21 protein-coding genes are annotated in these 23645 nt (G+C 55.5%); 17 read left to right on the top strand and 4 right to left on the bottom strand.

Features of this window, described 5'->3' with window-relative positions:
- Positions 1-121 precede the first annotated feature (121 nt).
- Positions 122-286: a helix-turn-helix domain-containing protein gene (locus ACTQYB_RS07220; protein ID WP_441401237.1), complete on the top strand. Its 165-nt coding sequence runs from the start codon at positions 122-124 to the stop codon at positions 284-286.
- 25 nt (positions 287-311) lie between these two features.
- Here the strand turns inward: ACTQYB_RS07220 and ACTQYB_RS07215 are convergent, their stop codons facing one another.
- Entirely contained in the window at positions 312-1235 is a 924-nt protein-coding gene (locus tag ACTQYB_RS07215) for an IS30 family transposase (protein ID WP_003709292.1), read from the bottom strand.
- Positions 1236-1551: 316 nt separating this feature from the next.
- Between ACTQYB_RS07215 and ACTQYB_RS07210 the strand changes: the two genes are divergently transcribed.
- The 5 genes from ACTQYB_RS07210 (at position 1552) to vat(E) (ending at position 6351) form a co-directional block, all read left to right on the top strand.
- Entirely contained in the window at positions 1552-2478 is a 927-nt protein-coding gene (locus ACTQYB_RS07210) for an ABC transporter ATP-binding protein (RefSeq protein WP_441482277.1), read from the top strand.
- A complete protein-coding gene (locus ACTQYB_RS07205; RefSeq protein WP_013085964.1) occupies positions 2465-4081 on the top strand; it encodes an ABC transporter permease in 1617 nt (538 codons plus the stop codon). Before ACTQYB_RS07210 ends, ACTQYB_RS07205 begins: the two co-directional genes overlap by 14 nt.
- 8 nt (positions 4082-4089) lie before the next feature.
- Positions 4090-4716 carry a TetR/AcrR family transcriptional regulator gene (locus ACTQYB_RS07200; protein WP_441396758.1) on the top strand — a complete coding sequence of 209 codons (627 nt, stop codon included), beginning with the start codon at positions 4090-4092 and terminating at the stop codon, positions 4714-4716.
- A gap of 213 nt (positions 4717-4929) precedes the next feature.
- Positions 4930-5619, top strand: coding sequence for an IS30 family transposase (locus ACTQYB_RS07195; RefSeq protein WP_441401717.1), 690 nt, complete (start codon positions 4930-4932; stop codon positions 5617-5619).
- Between the two features lie 87 nt (positions 5620-5706).
- Positions 5707-6351 carry a streptogramin A O-acetyltransferase Vat(E) gene (vat(E), locus tag ACTQYB_RS07190; RefSeq protein WP_002328813.1) on the top strand — a complete coding sequence of 215 codons (645 nt, stop codon included), beginning with the start codon at positions 5707-5709 and terminating at the stop codon, positions 6349-6351.
- Positions 6352-6385: 34 nt separating this feature from the next.
- Here the strand turns inward: vat(E) and ACTQYB_RS07185 are convergent, their stop codons facing one another.
- Positions 6386-7309: an IS30 family transposase gene (locus ACTQYB_RS07185; RefSeq protein WP_003709292.1), complete on the bottom strand. Its 924-nt coding sequence runs from the start codon at positions 7307-7309 to the stop codon at positions 6386-6388.
- Positions 7310-7479: 170 nt separating this feature from the next.
- Here ACTQYB_RS07185 and ACTQYB_RS07180 point away from each other — a divergent pair, with 170 nt between their 5' ends.
- Together ACTQYB_RS07180 and ACTQYB_RS07175 are read left to right on the top strand one after the other, a co-directional pair.
- Positions 7480-7710 (top strand): hypothetical protein, encoded by a 231-nt coding sequence (locus tag ACTQYB_RS07180; RefSeq protein ID WP_022789466.1) that lies wholly within the window; start codon positions 7480-7482, stop codon positions 7708-7710.
- Positions 7700-8275 (top strand): DUF4368 domain-containing protein, encoded by a 576-nt coding sequence (locus tag ACTQYB_RS07175; protein WP_441399480.1) that lies wholly within the window; start codon positions 7700-7702, stop codon positions 8273-8275. The genes ACTQYB_RS07180 and ACTQYB_RS07175 overlap by 11 nt, the downstream gene beginning before the upstream one ends.
- An 82-nt stretch (positions 8276-8357) precedes the next feature.
- Here the strand turns inward: ACTQYB_RS07175 and ACTQYB_RS07170 are convergent, their stop codons facing one another.
- Complete coding sequence (locus ACTQYB_RS07170) at positions 8358-8630, bottom strand: MFS transporter (RefSeq protein WP_278767838.1); 273 nt, start codon at positions 8628-8630, stop codon at positions 8358-8360.
- 1225 nt (positions 8631-9855) lie between these two features.
- Between ACTQYB_RS07170 and pdxS the strand changes: the two genes are divergently transcribed.
- Positions 9856-10734: a pyridoxal 5'-phosphate synthase lyase subunit PdxS gene (pdxS, locus tag ACTQYB_RS07165; protein WP_015449602.1), complete on the top strand. Its 879-nt coding sequence runs from the start codon at positions 9856-9858 to the stop codon at positions 10732-10734.
- Between the two features lie 152 nt (positions 10735-10886).
- Entirely contained in the window at positions 10887-11498 is a 612-nt protein-coding gene (gene pdxT, locus ACTQYB_RS07160) for a pyridoxal 5'-phosphate synthase glutaminase subunit PdxT (RefSeq protein ID WP_101451607.1), read from the top strand.
- 231 nt (positions 11499-11729) lie between these two features.
- On the opposite strand, the gene ACTQYB_RS07155 is transcribed toward pdxT, so the two are convergent.
- On the bottom strand, positions 11730-13286 hold the full coding sequence (locus ACTQYB_RS07155) for a glycosyltransferase (protein ID WP_441482278.1): 1557 nt from the start codon (positions 13284-13286) through the stop codon (positions 11730-11732).
- 120 nt (positions 13287-13406) lie between these two features.
- Between ACTQYB_RS07155 and ACTQYB_RS07150 the strand changes: the two genes are divergently transcribed.
- The 7 genes from ACTQYB_RS07150 (at position 13407) to ACTQYB_RS07120 (ending at position 23496) form a co-directional block, all read left to right on the top strand.
- Positions 13407-14660: a glycoside hydrolase family 5 protein gene (locus tag ACTQYB_RS07150; protein WP_441482279.1), complete on the top strand. Its 1254-nt coding sequence runs from the start codon at positions 13407-13409 to the stop codon at positions 14658-14660.
- 84 nt (positions 14661-14744) lie between these two features.
- Complete coding sequence (locus ACTQYB_RS07145; RefSeq protein WP_441482280.1) at positions 14745-16355, top strand: aminotransferase-like domain-containing protein; 1611 nt, start codon at positions 14745-14747, stop codon at positions 16353-16355.
- Positions 16356-16897: 542 nt separating this feature from the next.
- A complete protein-coding gene (locus tag ACTQYB_RS07140) occupies positions 16898-18514 on the top strand; it encodes an ABC transporter substrate-binding protein (RefSeq protein ID WP_033507516.1) in 1617 nt (538 codons plus the stop codon).
- A gap of 152 nt (positions 18515-18666) precedes the next feature.
- Positions 18667-19680: an ABC transporter permease gene (locus ACTQYB_RS07135; RefSeq protein WP_015449596.1), complete on the top strand. Its 1014-nt coding sequence runs from the start codon at positions 18667-18669 to the stop codon at positions 19678-19680.
- Complete coding sequence (locus ACTQYB_RS07130) at positions 19680-20639, top strand: ABC transporter permease (protein ID WP_321047048.1); 960 nt, start codon at positions 19680-19682, stop codon at positions 20637-20639. The genes ACTQYB_RS07135 and ACTQYB_RS07130 overlap by 1 nt, the downstream gene beginning before the upstream one ends.
- Positions 20636-22381 carry an ABC transporter ATP-binding protein gene (locus ACTQYB_RS07125; RefSeq protein WP_441482281.1) on the top strand — a complete coding sequence of 582 codons (1746 nt, stop codon included), beginning with the start codon at positions 20636-20638 and terminating at the stop codon, positions 22379-22381. The genes ACTQYB_RS07130 and ACTQYB_RS07125 overlap by 4 nt, the downstream gene beginning before the upstream one ends.
- Positions 22378-23496 (top strand): peptidase C39 family protein, encoded by a 1119-nt coding sequence (locus ACTQYB_RS07120; RefSeq protein WP_441482282.1) that lies wholly within the window; start codon positions 22378-22380, stop codon positions 23494-23496. Before ACTQYB_RS07125 ends, ACTQYB_RS07120 begins: the two co-directional genes overlap by 4 nt.
- Positions 23497-23645 lie beyond the last annotated feature (149 nt).

Raw genomic sequence — 23645 nt, 5'->3', positions numbered from 1 at the left:
GGCACTCGGACGGCCTTTTTAACGACACGTCACGTTAAACGCACGCCGACACGCCTACAGCCACTTGGCCTGACCGGCATCATAAACACCACGTTTAGTTCCTATAGGCCGAGAAACTATTTTGAACCAGGAACAGACGAATATTACAACAGGAAAGCAAATACGTCATCTGCGAACACAATTGGGAATGACACAGGAAGAACTAGCCGGGGAATTGAATGTTACCCGGCAGGCACTATCGAATTGGGAGAGAGATGTTAATGAACCCGATTTAAATATGTGGTAGATTGCAATAAATAACTTGAACAAATTTAATGACGCAGATTAAGCAAAAAGATCTCAATTGGAGTTCGCCAGTTCAAACATTTGAGTGGCCGTGAATTCAGATACCAGTTAATCTGAATCAATTCATCATCACTAATCTCTTCAATTGGCTGACCCTTAGGAATAAATCGCCGTAACACTCGATTACGATTCTCATTACTACCACGTTCATGCGGAGAATAAGCATGGGCAAAGTACAACGGCACGCCGGTATTTTTCTCAATTGATTGGTAGTTGGCGAACTCTTTCCCGTGATCAACCGTCAGTGTCTTGAGATTAGTTCCTAATTGATTAGCTAACTCAAGGATAGCCTTAGTCATTGAAGTGCTATCTCGTCCACCAAGCCGTTTAACGATAGTAAGGCGACTCTTGCGTTCGACAAACGTGGCTACTGCTTGACCTTTGCGCTTGCCAGATAAAACTGTATCAGCTTCAAAATGGCCTGCAATATTACGATCAGAAGCTTCAGCTGGACGATCTTCAATCGAACGACCATGACTGAAAGTCCCACGGGTTTCTTTAGCACGCTTACGACGAATACCATGGTCAGGTAAATCAGTCATCCGAATATCTAGAAGTCCTTGATCGACCCAGTTATAGATAGTCTTGTAGGCGATCCTAACCACATGGGCTACTTGTTCAATTGACCATTTCTGAATCTTGATCTTGTCTTCGATTAGTCGCTTGAGGTTAGCCGTTAATGAGCATTTACGACCACGATAACTAAGTTTAGTTTCGTGGTCGGCTTGCGCACTAGTCGCATGGTATTCACCCTTTAACCGGTGAATTTCATTAAAGATAGTAGTCTTACTAAAGCCCAGGTAATCAGCGATATATCGAAGAGATCGCTTTTCATGACGAAGCGTTTCGATGACAATGCGGTCTGAAAATGATAAGATAGTGGTGCCCATAAAGGTCCTTCTTTCTAATGGAATGTTGTAACGACACCATTAAAGACCTTTATGGGTTTTTCTGTCCACTAAAATGTTCAACTTAAATTTTACAATCTGCCTATTGGTTTTGTCACTTATAAGTTTAAGGCTTCATGGCCTTTTTGGTCTAGTTATTTAGGTGTTGCACTTACATTGTAAATCCGGCGTCACAAAAAAATTGACTGACGAGTCAATAATTCGTTGACTCGTCAGCCAATCGCGACTATACTGTAGGCGAAAAGGTTGATCAGATACCGACATATTAAAACGTGTTTCAAGTTTGACCTTAAGGAGGATGACAAAAATGACAACAGCTATTATCGAACTTGACCATCTTCAAAAAAACTTTGGCAAGTTTGCCGCATTAAAAGATGTCAGTTTCACGTTGGCACCCGGTCAGGTTCTGGGTTTTCTAGGACCTAATGGGGCCGGCAAATCCACGACCATTCGAGTTATTTTAGGCTTATTAAAAAAGAGTGGCGGCTCAGTGACCGTCTTCGGCAAAGATGCCTGGCGGGATGATGCGGCGATTCATCCACGCATCGCCTATATTCCTGGGGACGTTTATTTATGGCCAAATCTTTCTGGCGGCGAAATTATCGACCTATTGCTACGTTTAAATGGCCGCCAGCATAATCAAAAGACCGATGAACTAATCAAGGCCTTTGAATTTGATCCGAAGAAAAAAGCTCGTACCTATTCAAAAGGCAATCGTCAAAAAGTAGCGTTAATTGCTGCGTTGTCGCAAGATGCCGATTTGTATATTTTTGATGAACCCACTTCTGGGCTTGATCCATTAAATGAACAGACTTTCCAGCAAGAAGTTTTAAAACTGAAAAGAGCCGGTAAAAGTGTGCTGCTATCAAGCCACATTTTGTCCGAAGTCGAGCGAATGTGTGATTCAATTGTTATCATCCGTGATGGTAGTGTGATTGAGAGCGGCAATCTTGATCAATTACGGCATCTATCGCGGATCAAAATTGAAGTCACCACCGCTACCCCAATGACTGCTTTGGCAAAGCAAGCTGGCGTTCACGACCTCACTTATCGCGATTCCGAGCACACCAAGGCGGTTTTCACCGCTGATCGAGACGCGCTTGGCACCATCATGACCACACTGGCCGCCAACACCGTGGTCGACATGCAATCAACGCCGCCAACGCTGGAAGATTTATTCCTGCGTTATTATGGAAAGCAAGGTGAGACTCATGCGGCACAGTAATCGGAACGCAGGTTATCTGCTTCGGGCAAACCTCAAACAAAATCTAAAATTTTCACTCATCTGGCTTGTCATTTTGATCATGATGATTGCCAGTGGTGCTGGCAAATTGGAAGCAGCCTTTGCAGGCGGGGCCTCGGGCTCTAAAGAGATTGTCAAAATGCTGCAAGCGCCGGGCATGGCGGCAATGTTTGGCGCGATGCCAAAGGTGGACACGTATAACACAGCGATTGTGTTTGCTGGTGTGATGGTCGTCTTCATGATTATTTTGCAGGCCTTATGGGTTATGCCGCTGATGATTCGCAACACCCGCGGTCAAGAAGAAAGTGGCTTGCTCGAAATGGTTCGCGCTCGCAATGTTGGGCGAACGGCTGCCATCACCGCCGCTTCGCTTGAGCTTCTCATCGACAGTGCCATAATGGGTATCCTCTATTTTGTCTCGTTGGCCGCTGTCAACATGGGTGGTACTGACTTGTACGGTGACTTCCTGTTTTCACTGGGGATGGTGATCGCCAACTTGCTATTCGGAGCCATTGCGTTGCTATTCGCGCAACTAACCAATAACACACGTACAGCCAATATGTTGAGCTACATGGTGCTGACTGCCGCTTATTTGGTTCGGCTGGTCACCGATATCCAGCATCAAAATCTGACGTGGTTATCACCAATTGGTTGGTTCGAAAAAGCAAACTTCTATACTGATAACAACGTCTGGGCTTTAGGTTTGGCCTTACTGGTCAGCATTCTGCTTGCGGCCAGCGCCACCATGATTGCCCGCAACCGCGATCTGGGCGCCGGGATTATTGCTGAACGCACCGGCCGAGCCAAAGCTGCCGGCTGGCTTCGCTCGATCCCTGCCTTACTGTGGCGAACTGAGCGCGGATTATTTGCTGGGTGGTTAATCGGCGCCGTGGTGTTTGGCGGCGTCATGGGTAGTGTGCTCGGCGGCGTTGGCGACATTCTTAAAACGAATCCGCTTTATCGTAAAATACTAGATGTTGGCCAAATCAACGCTGCCAATCAGACCATGGTCCTGTCATTCTTAGGCATGTATCTCGGCATTTTCGTCGCATTAGCCGTGACTGCTGGCGTCCAAGTGGCATTCCGACTCAAACGCGATGACAACCTTGGTTACTTGAGCGTCATTCATGCCGAAAAGCCAACGCGAACCACGATCAGTGTCAGCTACTATTGCTTTGGTCTGCTGGCAGGCGTGTTCGTCCTTTCTGCTGGGCTGCTGGCCTTGTTCTTCACTGGGAACACTGTTCTCAGTCACCCGTTGCCGCTCAAGTACCTCGGTCGCCTATTCGTGGCTAGCGTTCCGGCTGTGATATCGTTTATCGCCCTTGGCATCGCACTAGTCGGTCTGTGGCCACGCTTAAGCAGTCTATTCTGGCTGTATATGGGAGCCGGTCTGATCGTTCAAATTTTCCGGGGATTGTTTGATTTGCCAAAACACGCAGGCAACTTCACACCTTTTGGCTGGATTGCCAATGTACCGGTTGAAAACGTTGATCAAACATGGCTAATCGTGATGGTTGTTAGCGCTATAGTATTATTTATTCTTGGCATTGCTGGTTATCGCCGTCAGGATTTGAGCCTATGAAAAATGTTGTGACAGATCCTGAAAAGGTCACCCGAATCCTCAAAACAGCGACGGAAATTTTCGGCCAGCAAGGCTTCATCAAGAGCAAAACCGATCAGATTGCCAACCAAGCACAAGTATCTAAGGGCTTGCTCTTCCATTATTTTGGCAATAAACAAGCGCTGTATCTTGACGCTTTCAAATATGCCTATCATCGAATTTATGATCACATGGACCCCAAAAAGTGGCAGAATGCCCCTGGCTTGGCTGCCATGATGACCACTGCAGTTAAGTATGAGTTGAAACTACAATTCAAATTCCCAGCTGAATACCGCTTGATGATGCAAGCCTATGCTGATTTACCGCATTTTCCCGAACCGTTGCGACAACAAGTGCAGCAAGAAACAACTGCCATATCCGCTGAAACCGATCGCATTTTTCGCGAGAAAATTGAACAGCTGCCTCGTCGTGAGGGCCTGTCAGTCGATGACGTTTTCGGTGTAGTTTCTGCCTTAATCGCCCAACAAACGGCGGTCACCACCAGACTCATTGCCAGTGGCCATTATCGCAAGTTTGAAGATCTGCAGTCCGTGGTTGAGACGATGGCACGCCAGTTATTGATTGTCGAACACGGCTTTTTACCAGATGAAAGTTGACGTCAGCTGATAGATCAAAAAAGGTCATTAGGGTATACCCTATTGGCCTTTTTTATTTGGCTCTATGATATTCGGTAAGGATAAGATGATTTCTTATCTTTACCGTTTTTTGTTACTTGCTATACCATTAATTTAAAAATGAAAAAGACAACTGTCTTAAGTTATCCCCATAACCACTCAGTTGTCTTAGAAAGGATATATTCCTCATGACTAATGATATCAACTTTTGGACTGGAATCATGGATTAATGAGGGTGTGCTTCGTACGTCCAATTTAGACCTCTTTGAAAAACCTAAACGTAAGCATCATCGAACTCATCCGCAAGCTAAAAGGTGCTTAGGGCCTAATATTGCTCAACGACCTCAAACTGCGGACCAACGGTCCGAAATTGGCCATTGGGAACTAGATACAGTTCAGGGACAGAAAAACGGTAATGACAGTGTTGTACTAGTAATGACTGATCGCCTTTCACGAGTTAATATCACGAGTAAAATTGCTGGTAAAACTGCGCATGCAGTAAATCAGTTCTTTATAAATTTACGCCAGAAAATGGGCACAGATGCTTACTATCGCATCTTTAAGACAATAACCTCTGACAACGGTTCAGAATTTAGTGAGTTAACACAAGTTCACGATCATGTTTTCTATGCTGATCCGTATTCCCCTTGGGAACGTGGATCCAATGAGATCAATAACCGGTTTCTCCGCAAGGAGATTACCAAAGGTGAAGCTATAAATAACTATAGTAGTGCTCAGATCATAGCGACTAATGATTGGATGAATCACTATCCACGAGCTATGTTTAATGGACATTCGTCAATGGATATCTATCGTAAGGCCTTCTACCAAGAGATATCACAGCTCCATCAACCAATAATCAATTGGTCAGTATTATTTATTTGAGTCCAGTGGCTAACTTATTCTTGAAATTTAGGACCCAATCTTCTAGACTATAATTAAAATTAAATAACTCAATTCGGAGGTACTAACATGACTATACCTGACGCAAATGCAATCTATCCTAACTCAGCCATCAAAGAGGTTGTCTTTATCAAGAACGTGATCAAAAGTCCCAATATTGAAATTGGGGACTACACCTATTATGATGACCCAGTAAATCCCACCGATTTTGAGAAACACGTTACCCATCACTATGAATTTCTAGGCGACAAATTAATCATCGGTAAATTTTGTTCTATCGCCAGTGGCATTGAATTTATCATGAACGGTGCCAACCACGTAATGAAAGGTATTTCGACTTATCCATTTAATATTTTAGGTGGCGATTGGCAACAATACACTCCTGAACTGACTGATTTGCCGTTGAAAGGTGATACTGTAGTCGGAAATGACGTGTGGTTTGGGCAAAATGTGACCGTCCTACCAGGCGTAAAAATAGGTGACGGTGCCATTATCGGAGCAAATAGTGTTGTAACAAAAGACGTCGCTCCATATACAATTGTCGGTGGCAATCCAATTCAACTCATCGGACCAAGATTTGAACCGGAAGTTATTCAAGCATTAGAAAATCTGGCATGGTGGAATAAAGATATTGAATGGATAACTGCTAATGTTCCTAAACTAATGCAAACAACACCCACACTTGAATTGATAAACAGTTTAATGGAAAAATAAAAACGGTAGATTGCAATAAATAACTTGAACAAATTTAATGACGCAGATTAAGCAAAAAGATCTCAATTGGAGTTCGCCAGTTCAAACATTTGAGTGGCCGTGAATTCAGATACCAGTTAATCTGAATCAATTCATCATCACTAATCTCTTCAATTGGCTGACCCTTAGGAATAAATCGCCGTAACACTCGATTACGATTCTCATTACTACCACGTTCATGCGGAGAATAAGCATGGGCAAAGTACAACGGCACGCCGGTATTTTTCTCAATTGATTGGTAGTTGGCGAACTCTTTCCCGTGATCAACCGTCAGTGTCTTGAGATTAGTTCCTAATTGATTAGCTAACTCAAGGATAGCCTTAGTCATTGAAGTGCTATCTCGTCCACCAAGCCGTTTAACGATAGTAAGGCGACTCTTGCGTTCGACAAACGTGGCTACTGCTTGACCTTTGCGCTTGCCAGATAAAACTGTATCAGCTTCAAAATGGCCTGCAATATTACGATCAGAAGCTTCAGCTGGACGATCTTCAATCGAACGACCATGACTGAAAGTCCCACGGGTTTCTTTAGCACGCTTACGACGAATACCATGGTCAGGTAAATCAGTCATCCGAATATCTAGAAGTCCTTGATCGACCCAGTTATAGATAGTCTTGTAGGCGATCCTAACCACATGGGCTACTTGTTCAATTGACCATTTCTGAATCTTGATCTTGTCTTCGATTAGTCGCTTGAGGTTAGCCGTTAATGAGCATTTACGACCACGATAACTAAGTTTAGTTTCGTGGTCGGCTTGCGCACTAGTCGCATGGTATTCACCCTTTAACCGGTGAATTTCATTAAAGATAGTAGTCTTACTAAAGCCCAGGTAATCAGCGATATATCGAAGAGATCGCTTTTCATGACGAAGCGTTTCGATGACAATGCGGTCTGAAAATGATAAGATAGTGGTGCCCATAAAGGTCCTTCTTTCTAATGGAATGTTGTAACGACACCATTAAAGACCTTTATGGGTTTTTCTGTCCACTAAAATGTTCAACTTAAATTTTACAATCTGCCATGTTGAAAAAAATTTGCTTTCTTTTTGGAGTCAACATGGACGATTTTGCGAAGGAGGTAATAACAAAGATGGAAACATATGAAAAAAAGGAGAAACGACAATTTAATAAGTACGATATGGCAATTGGACTTTTTTATGGTGTTGGTATATTTCTTGGCATTGGTATTTTCTTTGTTGGCGGTTTTATGACAATGTCAGGTGCAGGGTGGGGAGCATCACTATTTGGCGGTGGCTGTTTTTCTCTTGTATTTGGCTTGATATGCCATGCAGTTATTACATTGAGAAGAAATGACAAATGATGACATATCCTGCTTTCTATACTTTTCGGTAATACCGAGTAAAAAAAGCCGCTGCTTTTGGCTTTCCAATCTCCGGCAAGTGACGGAATACGCCGCCAGGCATGAGAGCCGCTTTGTAAAGCTGCTCATCCAGCAGAACGAAATCGGCGGCAAGAGAAAGACCGCCGCAGCCACGAAGCAGCTTGAACAGGCCCAGACACGCATTGCCGAAGTGAACCGCATTATCAAGCGGCTGTATGAGGACAATGTAAGCGGCAAAATCAGCGACGAGCGTTTCATGGAGCTGTCGGCGGACTATGAGCAGGAGCAGCGGGAACTGAAAGACCGGGCTGCCGCTTTGCAGGAGGAACTTTCCAAGTCGCAGGCCGCCACCGTCAACGCCGAGAAATTCATGGGGATTGTGAGAAAGCACCTTGCTTTTGAAGAATTGACCCCCACCCTCTTGCGGGAAATGATTGAGAAAATCGTCGTGCATGAGTGCAGCTATGACGAGAACGGCACCCGCAGGCAGGACATTGAGATTTATTACAGCTTTGTCGGCAAGATAGACTTGCCGGAAGCCTAACGCCTGACCTATCCGACACAGCCCTAAGTGCCGGATAGGAACGGCAAAATTTTTTACACTTCTATTACTTCTTTATCGCACATTAGCAAATGCTGCCGGCGACCAGCAGAACCAGGGATAGCGCCATCAAACGCGACGTGCGGACTTTCTTGTACAGGAATCCCGCAACCGGGACCATCACGGCGGCGGCGAGCATGTATGCCGTCGTCACCCATTGCACAACGCCGGCGTTCACCGACATGTCCCGCATGATGGGATTCAATGCCACGTTGAGGAATGTTTCGTTGAATGTGGCAAGGAATGTGGCGAATCCAGCCACGAAAAGAACACGGCCAGGTCTGATGGTCGAAGTCACGTGTTGTCCTTTCTTCTCTTTCAGCTCTTGACGCTGCTCGTTGTTTGCTGCGTTTTGCTTCTTTGTTGTTTCTTGTTCATCGTTTCGGCACGATCACCGGGTTTGCGCGCATGAACGCCGCGTTTGCCGCGCGAGGTTGTTGCCGAAACGGGCGTGAATTCAGACAGCGAAGCCCGGACCGGGAAATCCCGAATCCGTTGATTTTCCTCGACATGCCTGATGAACGAGATGCATAAGTTGCATCAATGAAAGGCGAAATCTACAAAAATAGCCGCAGTGTCTCGTGACACGCATCGTTTTAACGTAATGGAAAATCTGAAACTTCGTAAGTGACTGGGCGTGTCGTGGTGCGAGGACCGGGGGTGGGGGCGAGGGTGGGACGCAAACGCAGAGCGAGCGCATGAGTGCGGGACACCATCTCGGAACCAACCCCAACCACCCACTTTGTGAGCCAATCCTCACACAACGCGTCGTCCGCACCTGCCAGCCTGCTGATTCCGGGCATCCGACCCTCACTGTGTGAGCCAATCCTCACAAAACCAGCACCAGGACAGACAACACAGTGGATTCCGGCCTCCCGACCACCCCTTGTGTGAGCAAATCCTCACAAACCGGGTACACGAGCCGGTAAAACAGCAGATTCCTGCTTCCCAACCGCCCGATTTGTGAACCAATCCTCACAAACCCAGCACCAGGACGGCCAACACAGTGGATTCCGGCCTCCCAAACCACCCGATTTGTGAGCCAATCCTCACACGACGGGGGACTGACCTGGCTCCTCGCATCTTGCCTATCCGAATACATGCAACCGCGCCCTGATCAACGCCTGCCACAACTAGCACGTCGCCGACTGCTCCTGACTAACCTCAGCTCCCGGCTGCCAGCCACCAGCCACAGGTCATCACTGCTCCGGTACACATCCACCAACGACCACCCGCCGCGCACGCCACACCCCATCCGCCACACACCACACCCACACCCACCGACGGCCCCTCGCCGCACACCCAACCAATCCAACCGCAGATTGGCTGGGTCAGAAAATCGCGTATTGGATCGATTTCGTAATGGATTTCAAACAATCAGCCCGCCATAATGATGCGTAATCACTCATGACGGGCGAGAAAAACGCGGAAAATCGCAGATTCGCAACACTCGCAATACTCGCGAGCGTTCAACCACGCGACACCCTCGGCAGCCCCGCCCGTCCGAACCGGAAAGGATTGACATGGCCGAAGAAAACCGTGCGGAACTCAACAGGAATCTCGCCCAGATGCTCAAAGGCGGCGTCATCATGGACGTCACCACCCCGGAACAGGCGAAAATCGCCCAAGACGCCGGCGCGTGCGCGGTTATGGCGCTCGAGCGTATCCCCGCGGACATCCGCGCGGCAGGCGGCGTCTCCCGCATGAGCGACCCGGCCATGATCAAGGGCATCCAGGAGGCCGTCACCATCCCGGTGATGGCGAAAGTGCGCATCGGGCATATCGCTGAGGCGCGCATCCTGCAAGCCATCGATATCGACTACATCGACGAGTCCGAGGTGCTCTCCCCCGCCGATGACGTGTACCACATCGACAAGACCCAGTTCAAGGTGCCGTTCGTATGCGGCGCGAAGAACCTGGGCGAGGCGCTGCGACGCATCGCCGAAGGTGCCGCGATGATCCGCACCAAGGGCGAGCCCGGCACCGGCGATGTCATCCAGGCCGTGCGCCACATGCGTACGATGAACCGCCAAATCCACGAACTGCAGGCACTGCGCGACGACGAAATCTTCGAAGCCGCCAAGAAGCTGGAAGTTCCCTACGATCTGGCCAAGTACGTGCATGACAACGGCCGTCTGCCCGTCGTGAACTTCGCGGCCGGTGGCGTGGCGACCCCGGCAGACGCGGCCCTCATGATGGAGTTGGGCGCTGAAGGCGTGTTCGTCGGCTCCGGCATCTTCAAGTCCGGCGATCCGGCCAAGCGCGCCGCCGCCATCGTGCAGGCGACCGCCAACTGGCAGGACGCGGACCTGCTCGCCCGCCTGAGCGAAAACCTGGGCGAGGCCATGGTCGGCATCAACGAGGACGAAATCAAGACCATCATGGCTGCTCGCGGAGAGTGATCCGGGCGTAGTACGGGCCGGCGCCGACGCGCTTCGCCTGTGTCGGCTCGCAGCCGGGTGAGACACGGGCTGGCGCGACAGCGGCGCGACAACGGCGCGACAAGATACGCGCTCAGAGATGCCGAAGAGAGCATGAAAGAGAGGAGGACCCTATGGTTGTAGCGGTCCAGTACATCGAAAAGGAGCAGGGCGGCGACCAGACGCACGACGTCACCGGTATCCTCGCCGTCCAGGGGGCGTTCGCCGAACATGCGGCAACCCTTGACAAACTGGGCGCATCCTGGCGTCTACTCAGGGCGGCCGAGGATTTCGACGACTCCATCAGCCGCGTGATCCTGCCCGGCGGGGAAAGCACCACGCAAGGCAAGCTGCTGCACTCGACCGGGTTGTTTGAACCGATCAAACAGCATATCGACGCAGGCAAGCCGGTGCTCGGAACGTGCGCGGGCATGATTCTGCTCGCCAGCAAACTCGACAACGACGACAACGTCTACTTCGGCGAGCTTGATGCGGTTGTGCATCGCAACGCGTACGGCCGACAGCTGGGCAGCTTCCAGACTGTCGGCTCGTTCGGGGACATCCACGACCTGCCGCTCGTGTTCATCCGCGGTCCGTATGTCGCGCATGTTGGCCCGAAAGCCACTGTCGAGACGGAAGTGGACGGGCATGTGGTCGGTCTGCGGCAAGGCAACATTCTCGCCACCGCGTTCCACCCGGAACTCACCGACGACACGCGTGTGCACGAGTTGTTCCTGTCGCTATAGGGCTGCGGGGCGCTGGGGCATATAGGAGTCAGGCTGCCGCTTCTTCCGCGCCTTCCGTCTGCTTATGTATGCGATGACATACGCAACCGGACGGAAGGCATGGGAGAACAGCGGAATCTCCCGGTATCTGTCGGTTTGCGTATGTCCAGACATACGCAACATTGCGTCGGCAGAATCACGGATTAATGAGCGCATCATCCTGTGCAACATCACACACAAACCGCCACGCTGTCACTCCGCGGCCCCACCATCGGATGCGCCATCGGATGCGCGATCGCGGCCAGCGACCACGGCACCGGCTGCACCAGTTGTGCCAAGGGCGGCAGCCGCATCAAGCGCCGCATCTACATCATCGTTCCCGACATCAGCCGCCCGTCGCGCGGTATCCACCGCCTCCCGGGTTTCGGCCTCGCCACGCGCTGCAGCGTCTCGGATTTCCGCAATCAGCGTCTCGCCGGCCTGCAGCCCGCCCATGGCAAGCCGTTCGAAGTCCGCGGCCGCCTGGTCAATCATCCTCTCGACAGGCTCGGCTTTCGCTGTCAGTTCGAGCTTCGCGCCTTTGCGCGTGAGACTGGAGTCCACGTATCCCTTCAGCGCCAAGGTCTCGGCAAGACGTGTCACCGACACGCGCCCGGCGTCGAGATAATCCTGCAAGGCCTTGAAATCAGCGGTATCACCGCCATAATGCAGGAACACGATGACCCGCACTTCGCCAAGATCCATACCGAACTGCGTAGCGATACGTTCCAAATATCGGTCCAGTATCCGAGATGCCAGATGTGCCGCGATGAAAGGATTGTCACGCATGCCATCGGGCACAATCAAGGGAAGCCGCTCCTCGCCAAGCCGCTTGGTGCTGGGCAGAGCGGGATTCGCCGAACCATCCGACGCCCACGCGATCAGATACCGGTAGATGCTGGCCCGCTTGCGCGCGAACGTATCCTCGTCGTACACCTGACGGAAGAACTCGGTGTAATAGTCGAACACATAGCGCTTGATCCGCACGGTTTCCGACAGTTTCATCGCATGGTTGACGAGCGACCCCTCGGTTTTCACGTAGTAGTACATCGGCACGTGAACCGGGTACACGCTCGCCGCATACACCATGTAGTCGAGGTTGAAAATGAAATCCTCACACCAGCTGACACTCGTGTCCATACTCACCTGATGGCCACGGATGATGTCACGCCGGTACAGTTTGTTCCACAACACCCCGAAGTAGAAATCCGCGGGATCCTTGAGCAGTTCGTCCGCATACTCCTCGCGCGAAATCACGCGGTCGATGCCCGTCAGTCCGCCCTTGCGGGACGTGCCCTCGCCGACCACACGGTAGAAATCGGCGATGACCATGTCGGCCCCGCTGTGTTCCGCGGCGCGCACCAGCAGTTTGGTGGCGTCTTCGGTGATCCAGTCGTCGGCGTCAAGGAACTGGATGTAGGTGCCGCGGGCGAGCGCCATGCCCTGGTTGCGTGTGTCGGACACGCCGCTGTTGGGCTTGTGGATGACACGGACGCGCGGATCTTTGGCGGCGTATTCGTCGAGGATCGCGGGCGAATCATCATGACTGCCGTCGTCAAGCGCAATGAGCTCGAAATCGCGGTATTCCTGCCCAAGGATGCTGTCGATGCAGCGTCGCAGCGCGCCGGCGGCATTGTAGACCGGCACGATGATGCTGACGGTTGGGGCGGTTGGGACGATAGTTCCGGTTGAGGCTGATATCCGGCTGTCGCTGCCGGTCTGCGGTTCGGTATTCGATTCGATGCGTTGTTCTGTCTGCTGTTCCGCCATCTTGCCCGTCCTTGGCCGATTCGCCGGTTGTTGAGTTTCGTCAATCGCTGATATCGCCTATTATCGCGCGTTTTCGCGACGACTTGTGTATTACAGTGAGGAAAAAGACAGGAGCCTGCGATGAAGCGATTATCTCTGCAACGGTTACCTCTGCCTTGGCGCACCGCTACTGCGGACACAGGTGCCGAGCCTGGCGGCCTCGCCCCGATTCGCGGCGTGAATCTCGGCAACTGGCTGGTTCTGGAGAAGTGGATGGAACCGGCGCTGTTCGAAGGCTATCCGGCAGAAGACGAAGACACGCTCGCGACGGTCGCCCCGAAAGACCAACTCGCACAACGCATCCGGCATCATCGCGACACGTACATCACCGAACGGGATTTCCGCGAAATCGCCGCCTGCGGCATGAACCTGGTGCGTCTACCGGTGCCGTACACCGTGTTCGAATCTGAGCCGCCGCTGGGCGGCGCGTGGCGCTACGTGGACAAGGCGATGGCGTGGGCGCGTACGTATCATCTGCGCGTGCTGCTCGACCTGCATACCGCGCCGGGCGGGCAGAACGGCTTCGACAGTTCCGGGCTGATTGGCGCAGTCACCTGGCATAAGAAACCGCAGAACGTGGAAAAAGCCATCACCGTGCTGGAAGGGCTCGCCCACCGCTACGGGCATGATCCCGCCCTATTCGGCATCGAAGTCATCAACGAGCCGGTCAGCTGGCCGGTGTTCTTCTCCAACCGCAAGAAACTGGTGGCGCGCAATCCGAAAGACAAACGGTACTCCAGCTACGTACCGATGAGTTTCCTGCGGCAGTATTACCGCGCGACCTACAAACGATTGCGGCGCTACCTGTCGGACGATAAGGCAATCGTGTTCCATGACGGGTTCCGGTTCGGTCTGTGGCGAGATTTCTTCAAACGTAACCAGATGACGAACGTGTATGTGGACGCGCACGTATACTTGTCGGCGGCAGAGCGGATCGCCCGGGTGCACAGTCCGTGGGCGTACCGGCTGTTCCTGCACTGGCAGCGGCGGCGAATCCGCAGCATGCAGCGCGTGGTGCCGGTGCTGGTCGGCGAATGGTGCGTGGAGAACGAGTGGGCGAAGAACCTTGACCCCGGCGAAATGGACCTTGACCAGTTCGATGACGCGCAACGCCGCCGGTTCGCGCATGTCACGCGCATGCAGCTCGACTGTTTCGGGCAGGCCGCGGGGTGGATGTACTGGTCGTGGAAACTGGAGCCGTCGCCGCACACCGCGCCTGACGCACTGTGGAAGGAATGCTGGGATTTCCGGCGATGCCTGATGCACGGGTGGCTGCCGTCCCCCCACCGTCCGCCTGCCGTTCACGCGGCACCGCGCACCGCCAGTCCCAGCTAAAATGTCGCGCAAGACATCACGCCGGAAACTGAAAGCCAACAACCAACAGCCAGAACCCGACAACCGGAAGGAGGGTCGCCGCCGATGCCAATCACACTGAACCGCCACAGCAGCGTCCCACTGTACCGGCAGTTGGTCAACGCCCTGCGTGAGGACATCGTCTCCGGCGCGCTCGCCGCGAACTACAAGCTTCCACCCGAACGCGAGCTCGCTGAACGGCTCGGCGTCAACCGCGCGACCGTCCTGCAAGCCTACCAACAACTGAAATCAGAAGGCCTGATCGCCTCGCACGTGGGGCGCGGCACTTTCGTGTGCGCGAGCGATGACCGTCAAGGTGGCGCGCCGCCGTGGCAGATTCTGTTCAGCGATTATTCGAACCGCTTCACCTATCATGACATCGCCGCCGCCGACCAGGCACAGCAAGCGCCCGACGCCATCGATTTCGCGACCGGCTCGCAGAATCCGGCGGATATCCCCGATAATCTGCTACGCAGCGTCAGCATTCGCGCGTTCGAATCGACGGATTTCCACAGCACGCAGGAATCCCCCATCGAAGGGTTCCCCCAGCTGCGCGAACTGCTCGCCGACCACATGACGCAACGCGGCGTGCGTTGCGACGCCGACAACGTGATGGTGCTGTCCGGCGCCGAGCAGGGGCTGGATTTGTGTGTGCGCGCATTCGTGAATCCCGGCGACTGCGTACTGGTCGAACAATCCACGTTTTTCCCCGCGTTGCAAGCTTTTCGATCCGCGGACGCGCGGGTGATCGGCGTGCCGATCGACGAACACGGCATGCGCACCGACCTGCTCGACGGGTATTGCAAACGATTCCATCCGAAACTGATCTTCACCATTCCGACCTTCCAGAACCCGAGCGGCGCGACCATGCCGTTGCGTCGACGGCGCGAAATCGTCGAAACCGCGATGCGCTATCAATGCCTGGTCATCGAGGATGACCCGTATGGCGAACTGTGCTACAGCGGGCGCACCGACGGGGCAATGGATGCGGGAGGCCACGGCGGAATCGGCGGGATCGGCAGTACCGGGAACGCCGGCATCGCAAGCATCCCTGGCAACGCAAGTGGCGCAGGCAACGCAAGTGGCGCGCCCTCCCAGCGTCCCCGCGAGCTGACACCGCTCAAAGGCATGGAAAACGCGGGATACGTGATTTACCTGTCAACGTTTTCAAAGACAGTGACACCGGGGCTGCGAACCGGCTGGCTGGTGGCTGACAGCCATGTCATCGCGCGGATTGCAGCACTGCGGCGGATGATCGACCAGCACACGAGCTCGTCATCGCAGCTGATTTGCATGGAGCTGCTCAGCAGTGGGCGTATCGGGCGGCATATCGGGCGATTGTGCGAAATCTACGGGCATCGGCGCGACCTGATGCTCGATGCCTTGCGCCGGTACGCACCGGACGGGATGCGCTGGAACACGCCGCTGGGCGGCTACTACCTGTGGGCGCGGCTGCCGGATGGCTTACGGGCCGCGCGGTTGCTGGATGACGCGCGGCACGCGGGAGTGACGTTCATGCCCGGCGACATGTTCGCGGTCGATGAGGATGACAGCAGTCATATCCGGTTGAATTTCGTTCGGCCTGATTCTCGGCAGATTGTGCCGGGGATTCGGTTGCTGTGCGACACAATCGCCGAGGCGGAGCAGAGTGCTGATAGGCGCGGCGGCGAGCGCTAGACATCACATATCCGGACAGGTACGCATGCCAAGACATACGCAACCGGCAAGATAGACAGCCGACACTAGGACCACCGGAGGCATCCGGGAAGTTACGTATGCCCGCACATACGCACGATGACAGGCCCGCCGTCCGGGCTGAGGTATCTCCCGGCATCTGCCACCTCGCGTATGTCCACGCACACTCACAACGACAAACCCACCGCCCGAACCGAGACATCAGCCGATATCCGTCGACTTACGTATGCCGGAACACACACGACCCGCGCATCACTCCCGAAATTCCCCACGACACACCCCGCCTTCCGCCGCCGACAGAAGCCCCCGCACCGGCGTGTCGTCTGGTATGCTAAATCGACCGTCCCCAGCGATACGAATTACTTATAGCAAGCGCGAGACCGCCGCCATACCGCCGCACATCGCGCGTGCCGGTAATTTCCTCGTTATGCGAGACAGGAATACTTTGGAAAGCGCAACACATCCTGCATGCAGAACAGCGCTTCGAGCGAACAGGCACAAGACACGGGAGAACGGATACGATTATGGGTCACACACACCGCTCCGGCCGCATCAATCGGTCGACATTCGTAATATTCATCGCGGCCATCGCCGCCCTCACCCTCACGCTCGCCGGTTGCGGCTCCAACACGGCCAAATCGTCGGGCGACCCCAACACGCTGACGGTCGCCATCTCATCGGCGGTCAGCACCCTGAGCGTCAATCAGGAGGCCGGCAGTGCGAACTACCAGCTGGCGGCCCTCTATCAGGAGGGTCTTACCGGCGTCGATGGCACAGGCAAGGTCATCCCGGCGCTCGCCACGTCCTGGAAGTCCAGCGACAACAAGTCGTGGGTGTTCACGTTGCGCAAGAACGTGAAGTTGCACGACGGCAGCACGCTGACCGCCGACGACATCGTGTACGCGATCAACGTGGCCCGCGATTCGAAGAAATCACCGGGCCTGTCGGTGTATTGGCCTGATTATGTGCAGTCCGCCGAGAAGACTGGCGACAACCAGATCACCATCACCCTGTCCAGCCCGCACAGCGATTTCCCGATCCAGGTATCCAATGTGGCCGGCCTGTTCGTCACGTCGAAGAAGTTCTTTGATTCGGCGGGCTCGAATTACGGCTCATCCAAGAAGCTCATCGTCGGCACCGGCCCGTACAAAGTCACCGAATTCGACCCGTCCAGCCATGTGACGCTCACGAAGTTCAAGGATTATTGGGGCAAGAACAATGGTCCGCAGACGGTCCGCATCGATTTCGTGACCGAGGATTCAACCCGTCAGCTGGCGTTCACCAGCGGCAAGGTTGACGTGTCGTTCAACGTGCCGGTGACGAGTGTCGCCCAGTGGAAGACGAACGGCGGCTCGACCACCGCGTATTCCGACCGCTCCTACTACGGTCTGACTTTCGACCCGAATGTCGCTCCGTTCAACGACATCCACGTGCGTAAGGCCGTCTCGTACGCGGTGGACAAGAAATCCATTGTTTCCGGCATTCTCAAGGGCTACGGCGAGGTCGCCACGGGCATCGATTCCCCGGAGCAGCTCGCCGGCTGGACCGACAACGATGCGAGCAAGGCGTCCAAGCAGACAGCCAAGCTTCCCGCCATCAGCTACGACCTGAAGAAAGCGAAGTCCGAACTCAAGCAGTCTTCCAAACCGAACGGCTTCACCGCGACACTCACCTACCCGACCGGCTACGCGCAGGTTGGCAAGGCGTCGCTCGCCATCGCGCAGAATCTCAAGAGTCTAGGCATTACGCTCAACGTGAAGGAAATCCCGCTTGAGCAGTGGCTGAGCGAAATCGGCAACGGCAAGCAGGGCGTCGGCTGGATGATTTACAACCCGACCACCCCGCAGCCGAACGAAATCACGTCCTGGCTGCTCGCGGCGGGCGGTTCCGGCACGAACCCGGCAAACTGGAACAACGCCGAAGTCGCAGCGGAAACCGAGAAAGTCGGCACGCTGGATCAGGAGTCCGACAAGCTGGCGCTCGTGCTCAAGAGCACCACCACCGCACTGGACGAGGACATCTACTCGCCGATTTACTGGGGCAAGTCGGTGGTCGCCACGGCAAAGGGCGTGAAGCTCGCGAAAATCGGCACGTATTGGCTCGGCACGAATTGGGCAGCGGATTTCAGCAAGAACGCGTAGCCTGATACTGGCATCCGCATCCGCAGGCCCCTGCGATCGAGCAGTCCGGCGATTGACGTCTTGTCGCCCGTGGCGGATTCCATCACGGGCGACAAGCCGTTCGCATCGCACCGGCACACCGGCGCTTCGGCGGGCCCAGCCCAGATGCGTATATGACGAAAGGCGGATTTGTGAAAGTCGCGAAGTTCATAGGCAGACGCCTCGCCAATCTGGTGATTCTGCTATTCGTGCTGTCGCTGGTCACGTTCGGTCTGCTGTACCTGACGAACAGCGACCCGGCACGCACATTGGCCGGCGCGAAAAAAGTCAGCGCTGCACAGCTTGCGGCGATCCGCCACCAGTATCACCTTGACGAACCGTTGTGGAAGCAGTACATGATCTGGCTCAGCAACGCGGTTCACGGGGATTTCGGCACGTCAATCCGCACGCAACTGCCGGTGTCTCAGATGATCGGGCAGCGCGCATGGGTCACGTTGACGTTGGCCTTGCTGGCTCTCGCGATTGCGCTACTCATCGGCTTGCCGCTTGGTGTGGTCGCCGCAAAACGACATGGCACATGGCGTGACGGGCTGATCACCGCGCTGGCCGTCGTCGGGCTGAGCGCACCGAGTTTCGCGGTCGGCCTGCTGTTACTGTACGTGTTCGCGGTCAAGCTGGGCTGGTTCCCCGTGTACGGGCTGGGCGACGGGAGTTTCGCCGACGCCTTGCCGCATCTGCTGTTGCCGGCGATCACGCTTGCGGTCGGCTTATTCGCCGCGGTAATCAAGGTGTCGCGCGCTTCGCTGCTCGAACAAGTGGAGTCAGATTACACGTTGTTCGCCCAGTCGCGCGGCGTTCCCCGCGGCACAATTACCCGCTGGCAGTTGCGCAATGCGGCGTTGCCGATTATGACGTCGTCGGGCTTGCTGATCGCCTCGCTGATTTCCGGCACGGTGATCGTGGAAACGACCTTCTCGATTGGCGGGTTGGGCACGTTGCTGCAGGAATCGGTGACGTTCAAGGATATTCCGGTCGTGCAGGCGGTGACGCTGCTGCTGGCGACCGTCATCTGTGTGACGACGGCAATCATCGACGCGTTGTATGCGCTGGTTGATCCACGGTTGCGTCCGAATGGCGGACACCGTAATTCCGCAGACACGCCGACGAACAAGGAGGGTGAGGCGTGATGTCCGATACGACACAAACTTCGGCACCGGGTCAAACCCCGCAGGACCCGCAGGTGTCAGTGCCTCAACCGGCATCCCAGCCCGCAACACTGCAACCCGCCACAGCACCACGGCACCCGCGACTGCTACCGCTGCCCGCCCGCATCCGCCGCGCGATGAGCGGCTCGTGGGCCATGCTGATCGCCACACTGATTCTTCTGGCCACCGCTGTTATCGGCTTGATTCCATCGTTCAATTCGCAGGCGTTGAAGCAAGATATCGTGCTCGGTACCGTTCCTGCCGGCACGGATGGCCACATATGGGGTACTGACGCGCTGGGCCGTGACGTATTCATGCTGACCATCGCCGGCGCCCGCACAGCCATCGCCGGCCCGGTAGTGATCGCCGTCGGCGCGATGGCGATCGGCCTCGTATTCGGCCTGCTCGCCGCATATACGGGCGGCTGGGTGGATTGGCTGATCTCCCGCGTAGTGGAACTCATGCTTTCCCTGCCGACGCTGCTGCTCGCCATTGTGCTCGCCGGTCTGATTGGCGGCGGCTACTGGGTGAACGTGCTCGTGTTCATGCTGCTGTACGCGCCCTACGAAATCCGCCTGGTGCGGTCCGCCGCGCTCTCGCACCTGCACGACCCGTTCCTCGATGCCGCGCGACTGTTGGAACTCAGCCCGGCGCATATCCTCGCACGCCACGTATTCCCGGTGATCCGGCCGGTGGTCGGGGCAGCCATGTTCCTCGACATGAGCAATGCGCTGGTATCGTTGTCGTCGCTGTCGTTCCTCGGCCTCGGCATCTCCCCACAGGCCGCCGATTGGGGCCGACAGCTTTCGGATGCGCGCGACCAGCTGTTCAACAATCCGATGACCGCAATCGCGCCAGGCATCGCAATCATCGTGGTCTCGGTAGCAATGAACATCGTGGGTGACTGGATCACCGCTCGTGCGGATAGGGGTGAACGATGAGCATCATGAACAACAGCCTGCAATCGACCTCGAAGCAAGGCCAGAATCCGCGGAACCCCGCCATCACGCTTCGTGGTCTCAAGGTGCGCATCGGCGACACTGAACTGTTGCACGGCGTCGATTTGGATATTCCGCGCGGCGATACCACGGCAATCGTCGGCGAATCCGGCTCGGGCAAATCGTTGACCGCGAAAGCCCTCGCCGGCCTGCTGCCGCGATATGCGACTGTACAGGGTTTATACAGCCTACTTGACGACACCGTGGATTTGGCTGGCGGCGAGCGCTCATGGCGTGCGTTGCGCGGCGGCGCGATTGTGTGGCTTCCGCAGGACCCGTTCTCCTCGCTTGACCCGCTGCATACGTGCGGAACCCAGATTGCCGCCGGTATGCGCAGCGGCTCCCGTGCCGAGCGTCGCAATCGCGCGCGCCAGCTGCTGACGGATGTAGGGCTTGACGCTGGTATCGCCGACCGCTACCCGCATGAGCTGTCAGGCGGTATGCGCCAGCGTGTGGCTATCGCCGCCGCACTCGCACCGAAACCGCAAGTCCTGATCGCCGACGAGCCGACCACCGCGTTGGACGCGCAGATGCAAAGCGGCGTCTTGGATTTGCTGGGCAGTTTGCGCGATGAACGCCAGCTGACGCTTGTGCTAATCACGCATGATTTGGCACTTGCCGCACAGCGCGCCGACCATCTGGTGGTGTTCCGCGACGGCAGGGTGGTCGAAACGGGGAGTCGCGATGATATCATCCGGCACCCGCGAACCGCGTATACGCGCGAACTGCTTGCCGCCCACACCGGCATCGGCGAAACAGCACGTCCAGCCATCGGCAAGACCGTGGTCCGGGCCGAACATCTGGTGAAGCGTTTCGCCGGCGCTCCCCGACCTGCGGTCGACGACGTTTCATTCGAGGTGCATGCCGGCGAAATCCTCGGTCTGGTGGGCGCCTCCGGTTCCGGCAAGTCCACGATCGCGCGCTGCCTGGTCCATCTGGAACGCCCGGATTCCGGCGATGTGCGGTATGCGGACGGCAAGGGCGGCACGACCGGCTGGTCGATGCATGTGGCGCAACTCGTGTTCCAGAACCCGTATCAGTCGTTGAATCCGACGATGACGGTCCGGCAGACGCTTGCCGAGGCGCTGCACGCGTCCGGGGAGACAGCCGATGACACGCATATCCGCCGGCTATTGGATGTTGTCGGGCTGGAAACCGAGTATCTGGACCGCAAACCGGGCACCTTGTCCGGCGGGCAATGCCAACGTGTGGCCATCGCGCGCGCCCTTGCGCCGCAGCCGAAACTGCTGGTGGCCGATGAAGCGGTGACCGCGCTGGACGCGAATGTGCAACGGCATGTGCTCGAAACCCTGCTTTCGCTGCGGGAACACACAGATCTGGCGATTCTGTTCATTTCGCACGACCTTGACACCGTTCGTCGTATCGCTGACCGGATCGCGGTCATGGTCGACGGCCGGATCATCGAAGAGGGCGCCACCGCCGAAGTCATGAATCATCCGAAACACGAATACACACGCAAGCTCATCGCCTCAGTGCCGCGGGCGCTGCCCCTCGACACGGCAAATACAGCTGATACTGCTGATATAACCCGCGAAGGTAGCACCGTGAACGCCGACGCCACCAACGCTGCAGCCGCCACCGACACCACGGCCACTGCCGGCACTGCGACCGTCGCCAATGCCAACCGCACCGCCAACTCCGCCGCAGCAAAGGAATCCCGATGACCACCGGACCAGACCCACATCAGCAGGCCACAAGCGACCGTTCAACTGCGTCCGGCGACGCAAGTGTACAGTACCGCGCGATTGCCGTTCCGCAATCGGTAAGCGGCCGGACGCAAGATATTCCCCGCGAAACCGAACACATGGGCACAATCTGCGCTGCCAGTCCCAAGGCGTGTGACGATATCCGCTCAATCTATCTCAAACTGCCGGAAACCACGCGCGCCGCACTGGTCCAGGCGCAGGGCGCACTGGAGCGCACGGTGTACACGGCGAACGACGGCCACGACACCGCATTCCTACTGGGATTTCACCGCCCTCACACCGCCCAAGAGAAGCTGTGTGCGTTCAGCGGTTGCGAACGCCTGCGGAATGGGCTTGTCGAATATGCGGCACTGCACGCGATTCATGATTCGCACACGATCACAGTCAAAACAGAGCCGGGAGTCTATGCCGAACAGGCAATGATGACATACGACGGGCAATCCTGGCGTGTGCTGGGCGAGCATGACCACTACCGCCAGACCACGGAATTCACCTGCGGTCCGGTTTCGCTGCTCAACGCGATGCACCGGCTGCATCCGCAGATGACGGCGAACCGGGTGGACGAGCTGCATATCTGGCGCGAGGCGACAATCGCCGTGGCATGCGAACCATATGGCCTGGCGTTGAGTGCGGCGAAACGCGGTGAGAATCCACGCATCGTCGTTTCCAAAACCGGGCCGGTGCTCAATCCGGCGGATGGCGCGATGGGTATGATCGATGCCGCGATGTCACGCGACGTGCAGGAGCATTTTGCTGCTGAGGCGCGGAAAATCGGCATTCCCATCGATATCGCGTCGTTCACCGCAACGAATGTCGCGCGGCGGTTGGATGGCGGGCATGTGGCACTGGCACTGATTGACGAGCATGTCATGCACGGGGTAACCTGCCCGCATTGGGTGACTGTGACCGGCGAACTGGCCGACGGCACGCTGCTGGTTGACGACCCGTGGATTGACGAGCCCTACGGCGAAACGCTGGTGGACGCCTACCAGCTGCCAATCCGACAGGCTGATTTCAATCTGATGATCCACTACGACGAGCCGGCGAGCGCCCAAGCAATGGTCATCCTGTAGTCACCCTCCCAGCCCCCCCACACACAAACCAGTTACGCTCACACGCCTCCCAGCGTAACCAGTTTGGGTAACTGCTAACCCGGTTACGGCGGGAGTACGAGCGCGCGCACCAGCACAACCCACAAACACACCAGCACAACCCACAAACA

The organism is Bifidobacterium sp. LCP19S3_E9 (assembly GCF_052121135.1).
GTDB lineage: Bacteria > Actinomycetota > Actinomycetes > Actinomycetales > Bifidobacteriaceae > Bifidobacterium > Bifidobacterium thermacidophilum.
The sequence above is the reverse complement of the archived record's forward strand: the minus strand, read 5'-3'. Positions and strand labels throughout refer to the sequence as shown.

What these genes read in the sequence shown, in the direction of transcription:
- ACTQYB_RS07155 (WP_441482278.1), bottom strand. Translation starts at nt 13,286, where the DNA reads ATGGCGGAACAGCAGACAGAACAACGCATCGAATCGAATACCGAACCG.
- ACTQYB_RS07125 (WP_441482281.1), top strand. Translation starts at nt 20,636, where the DNA reads ATGAGCATCATGAACAACAGCCTGCAATCGACCTCGAAGCAAGGCCAG.
- ACTQYB_RS07145 (WP_441482280.1), top strand. Translation starts at nt 14,745, where the DNA reads ATGCCAATCACACTGAACCGCCACAGCAGCGTCCCACTGTACCGGCAG.
- ACTQYB_RS07215 (WP_003709292.1), bottom strand. Translation starts at nt 1,235, where the DNA reads ATGGGCACCACTATCTTATCATTTTCAGACCGCATTGTCATCGAAACG.
- ACTQYB_RS07195 (WP_441401717.1), top strand. Translation starts at nt 4,930, where the DNA reads ATGATATCAACTTTTGGACTGGAATCATGGATTAATGAGGGTGTGCTT.
- ACTQYB_RS07185 (WP_003709292.1), bottom strand. Translation starts at nt 7,309, where the DNA reads ATGGGCACCACTATCTTATCATTTTCAGACCGCATTGTCATCGAAACG.
- ACTQYB_RS07205 (WP_013085964.1), top strand. Translation starts at nt 2,465, where the DNA reads ATGCGGCACAGTAATCGGAACGCAGGTTATCTGCTTCGGGCAAACCTC.
- ACTQYB_RS07180 (WP_022789466.1), top strand. Translation starts at nt 7,480, where the DNA reads ATGGAAACATATGAAAAAAAGGAGAAACGACAATTTAATAAGTACGAT.
- ACTQYB_RS07140 (WP_033507516.1), top strand. Translation starts at nt 16,898, where the DNA reads ATGGGTCACACACACCGCTCCGGCCGCATCAATCGGTCGACATTCGTA.
- ACTQYB_RS07135 (WP_015449596.1), top strand. Translation starts at nt 18,667, where the DNA reads ATGACGAAAGGCGGATTTGTGAAAGTCGCGAAGTTCATAGGCAGACGC.
- pdxT (WP_101451607.1), top strand. Translation starts at nt 10,887, where the DNA reads ATGGTTGTAGCGGTCCAGTACATCGAAAAGGAGCAGGGCGGCGACCAG.
- ACTQYB_RS07175 (WP_441399480.1), top strand. Translation starts at nt 7,700, where the DNA reads ATGACAAATGATGACATATCCTGCTTTCTATACTTTTCGGTAATACCG.
- ACTQYB_RS07210 (WP_441482277.1), top strand. Translation starts at nt 1,552, where the DNA reads ATGACAAAAATGACAACAGCTATTATCGAACTTGACCATCTTCAAAAA.
- ACTQYB_RS07120 (WP_441482282.1), top strand. Translation starts at nt 22,378, where the DNA reads ATGACCACCGGACCAGACCCACATCAGCAGGCCACAAGCGACCGTTCA.
- ACTQYB_RS07130 (WP_321047048.1), top strand. Translation starts at nt 19,680, where the DNA reads ATGTCCGATACGACACAAACTTCGGCACCGGGTCAAACCCCGCAGGAC.
- ACTQYB_RS07150 (WP_441482279.1), top strand. Translation starts at nt 13,407, where the DNA reads ATGAAGCGATTATCTCTGCAACGGTTACCTCTGCCTTGGCGCACCGCT.
- pdxS (WP_015449602.1), top strand. Translation starts at nt 9,856, where the DNA reads ATGGCCGAAGAAAACCGTGCGGAACTCAACAGGAATCTCGCCCAGATG.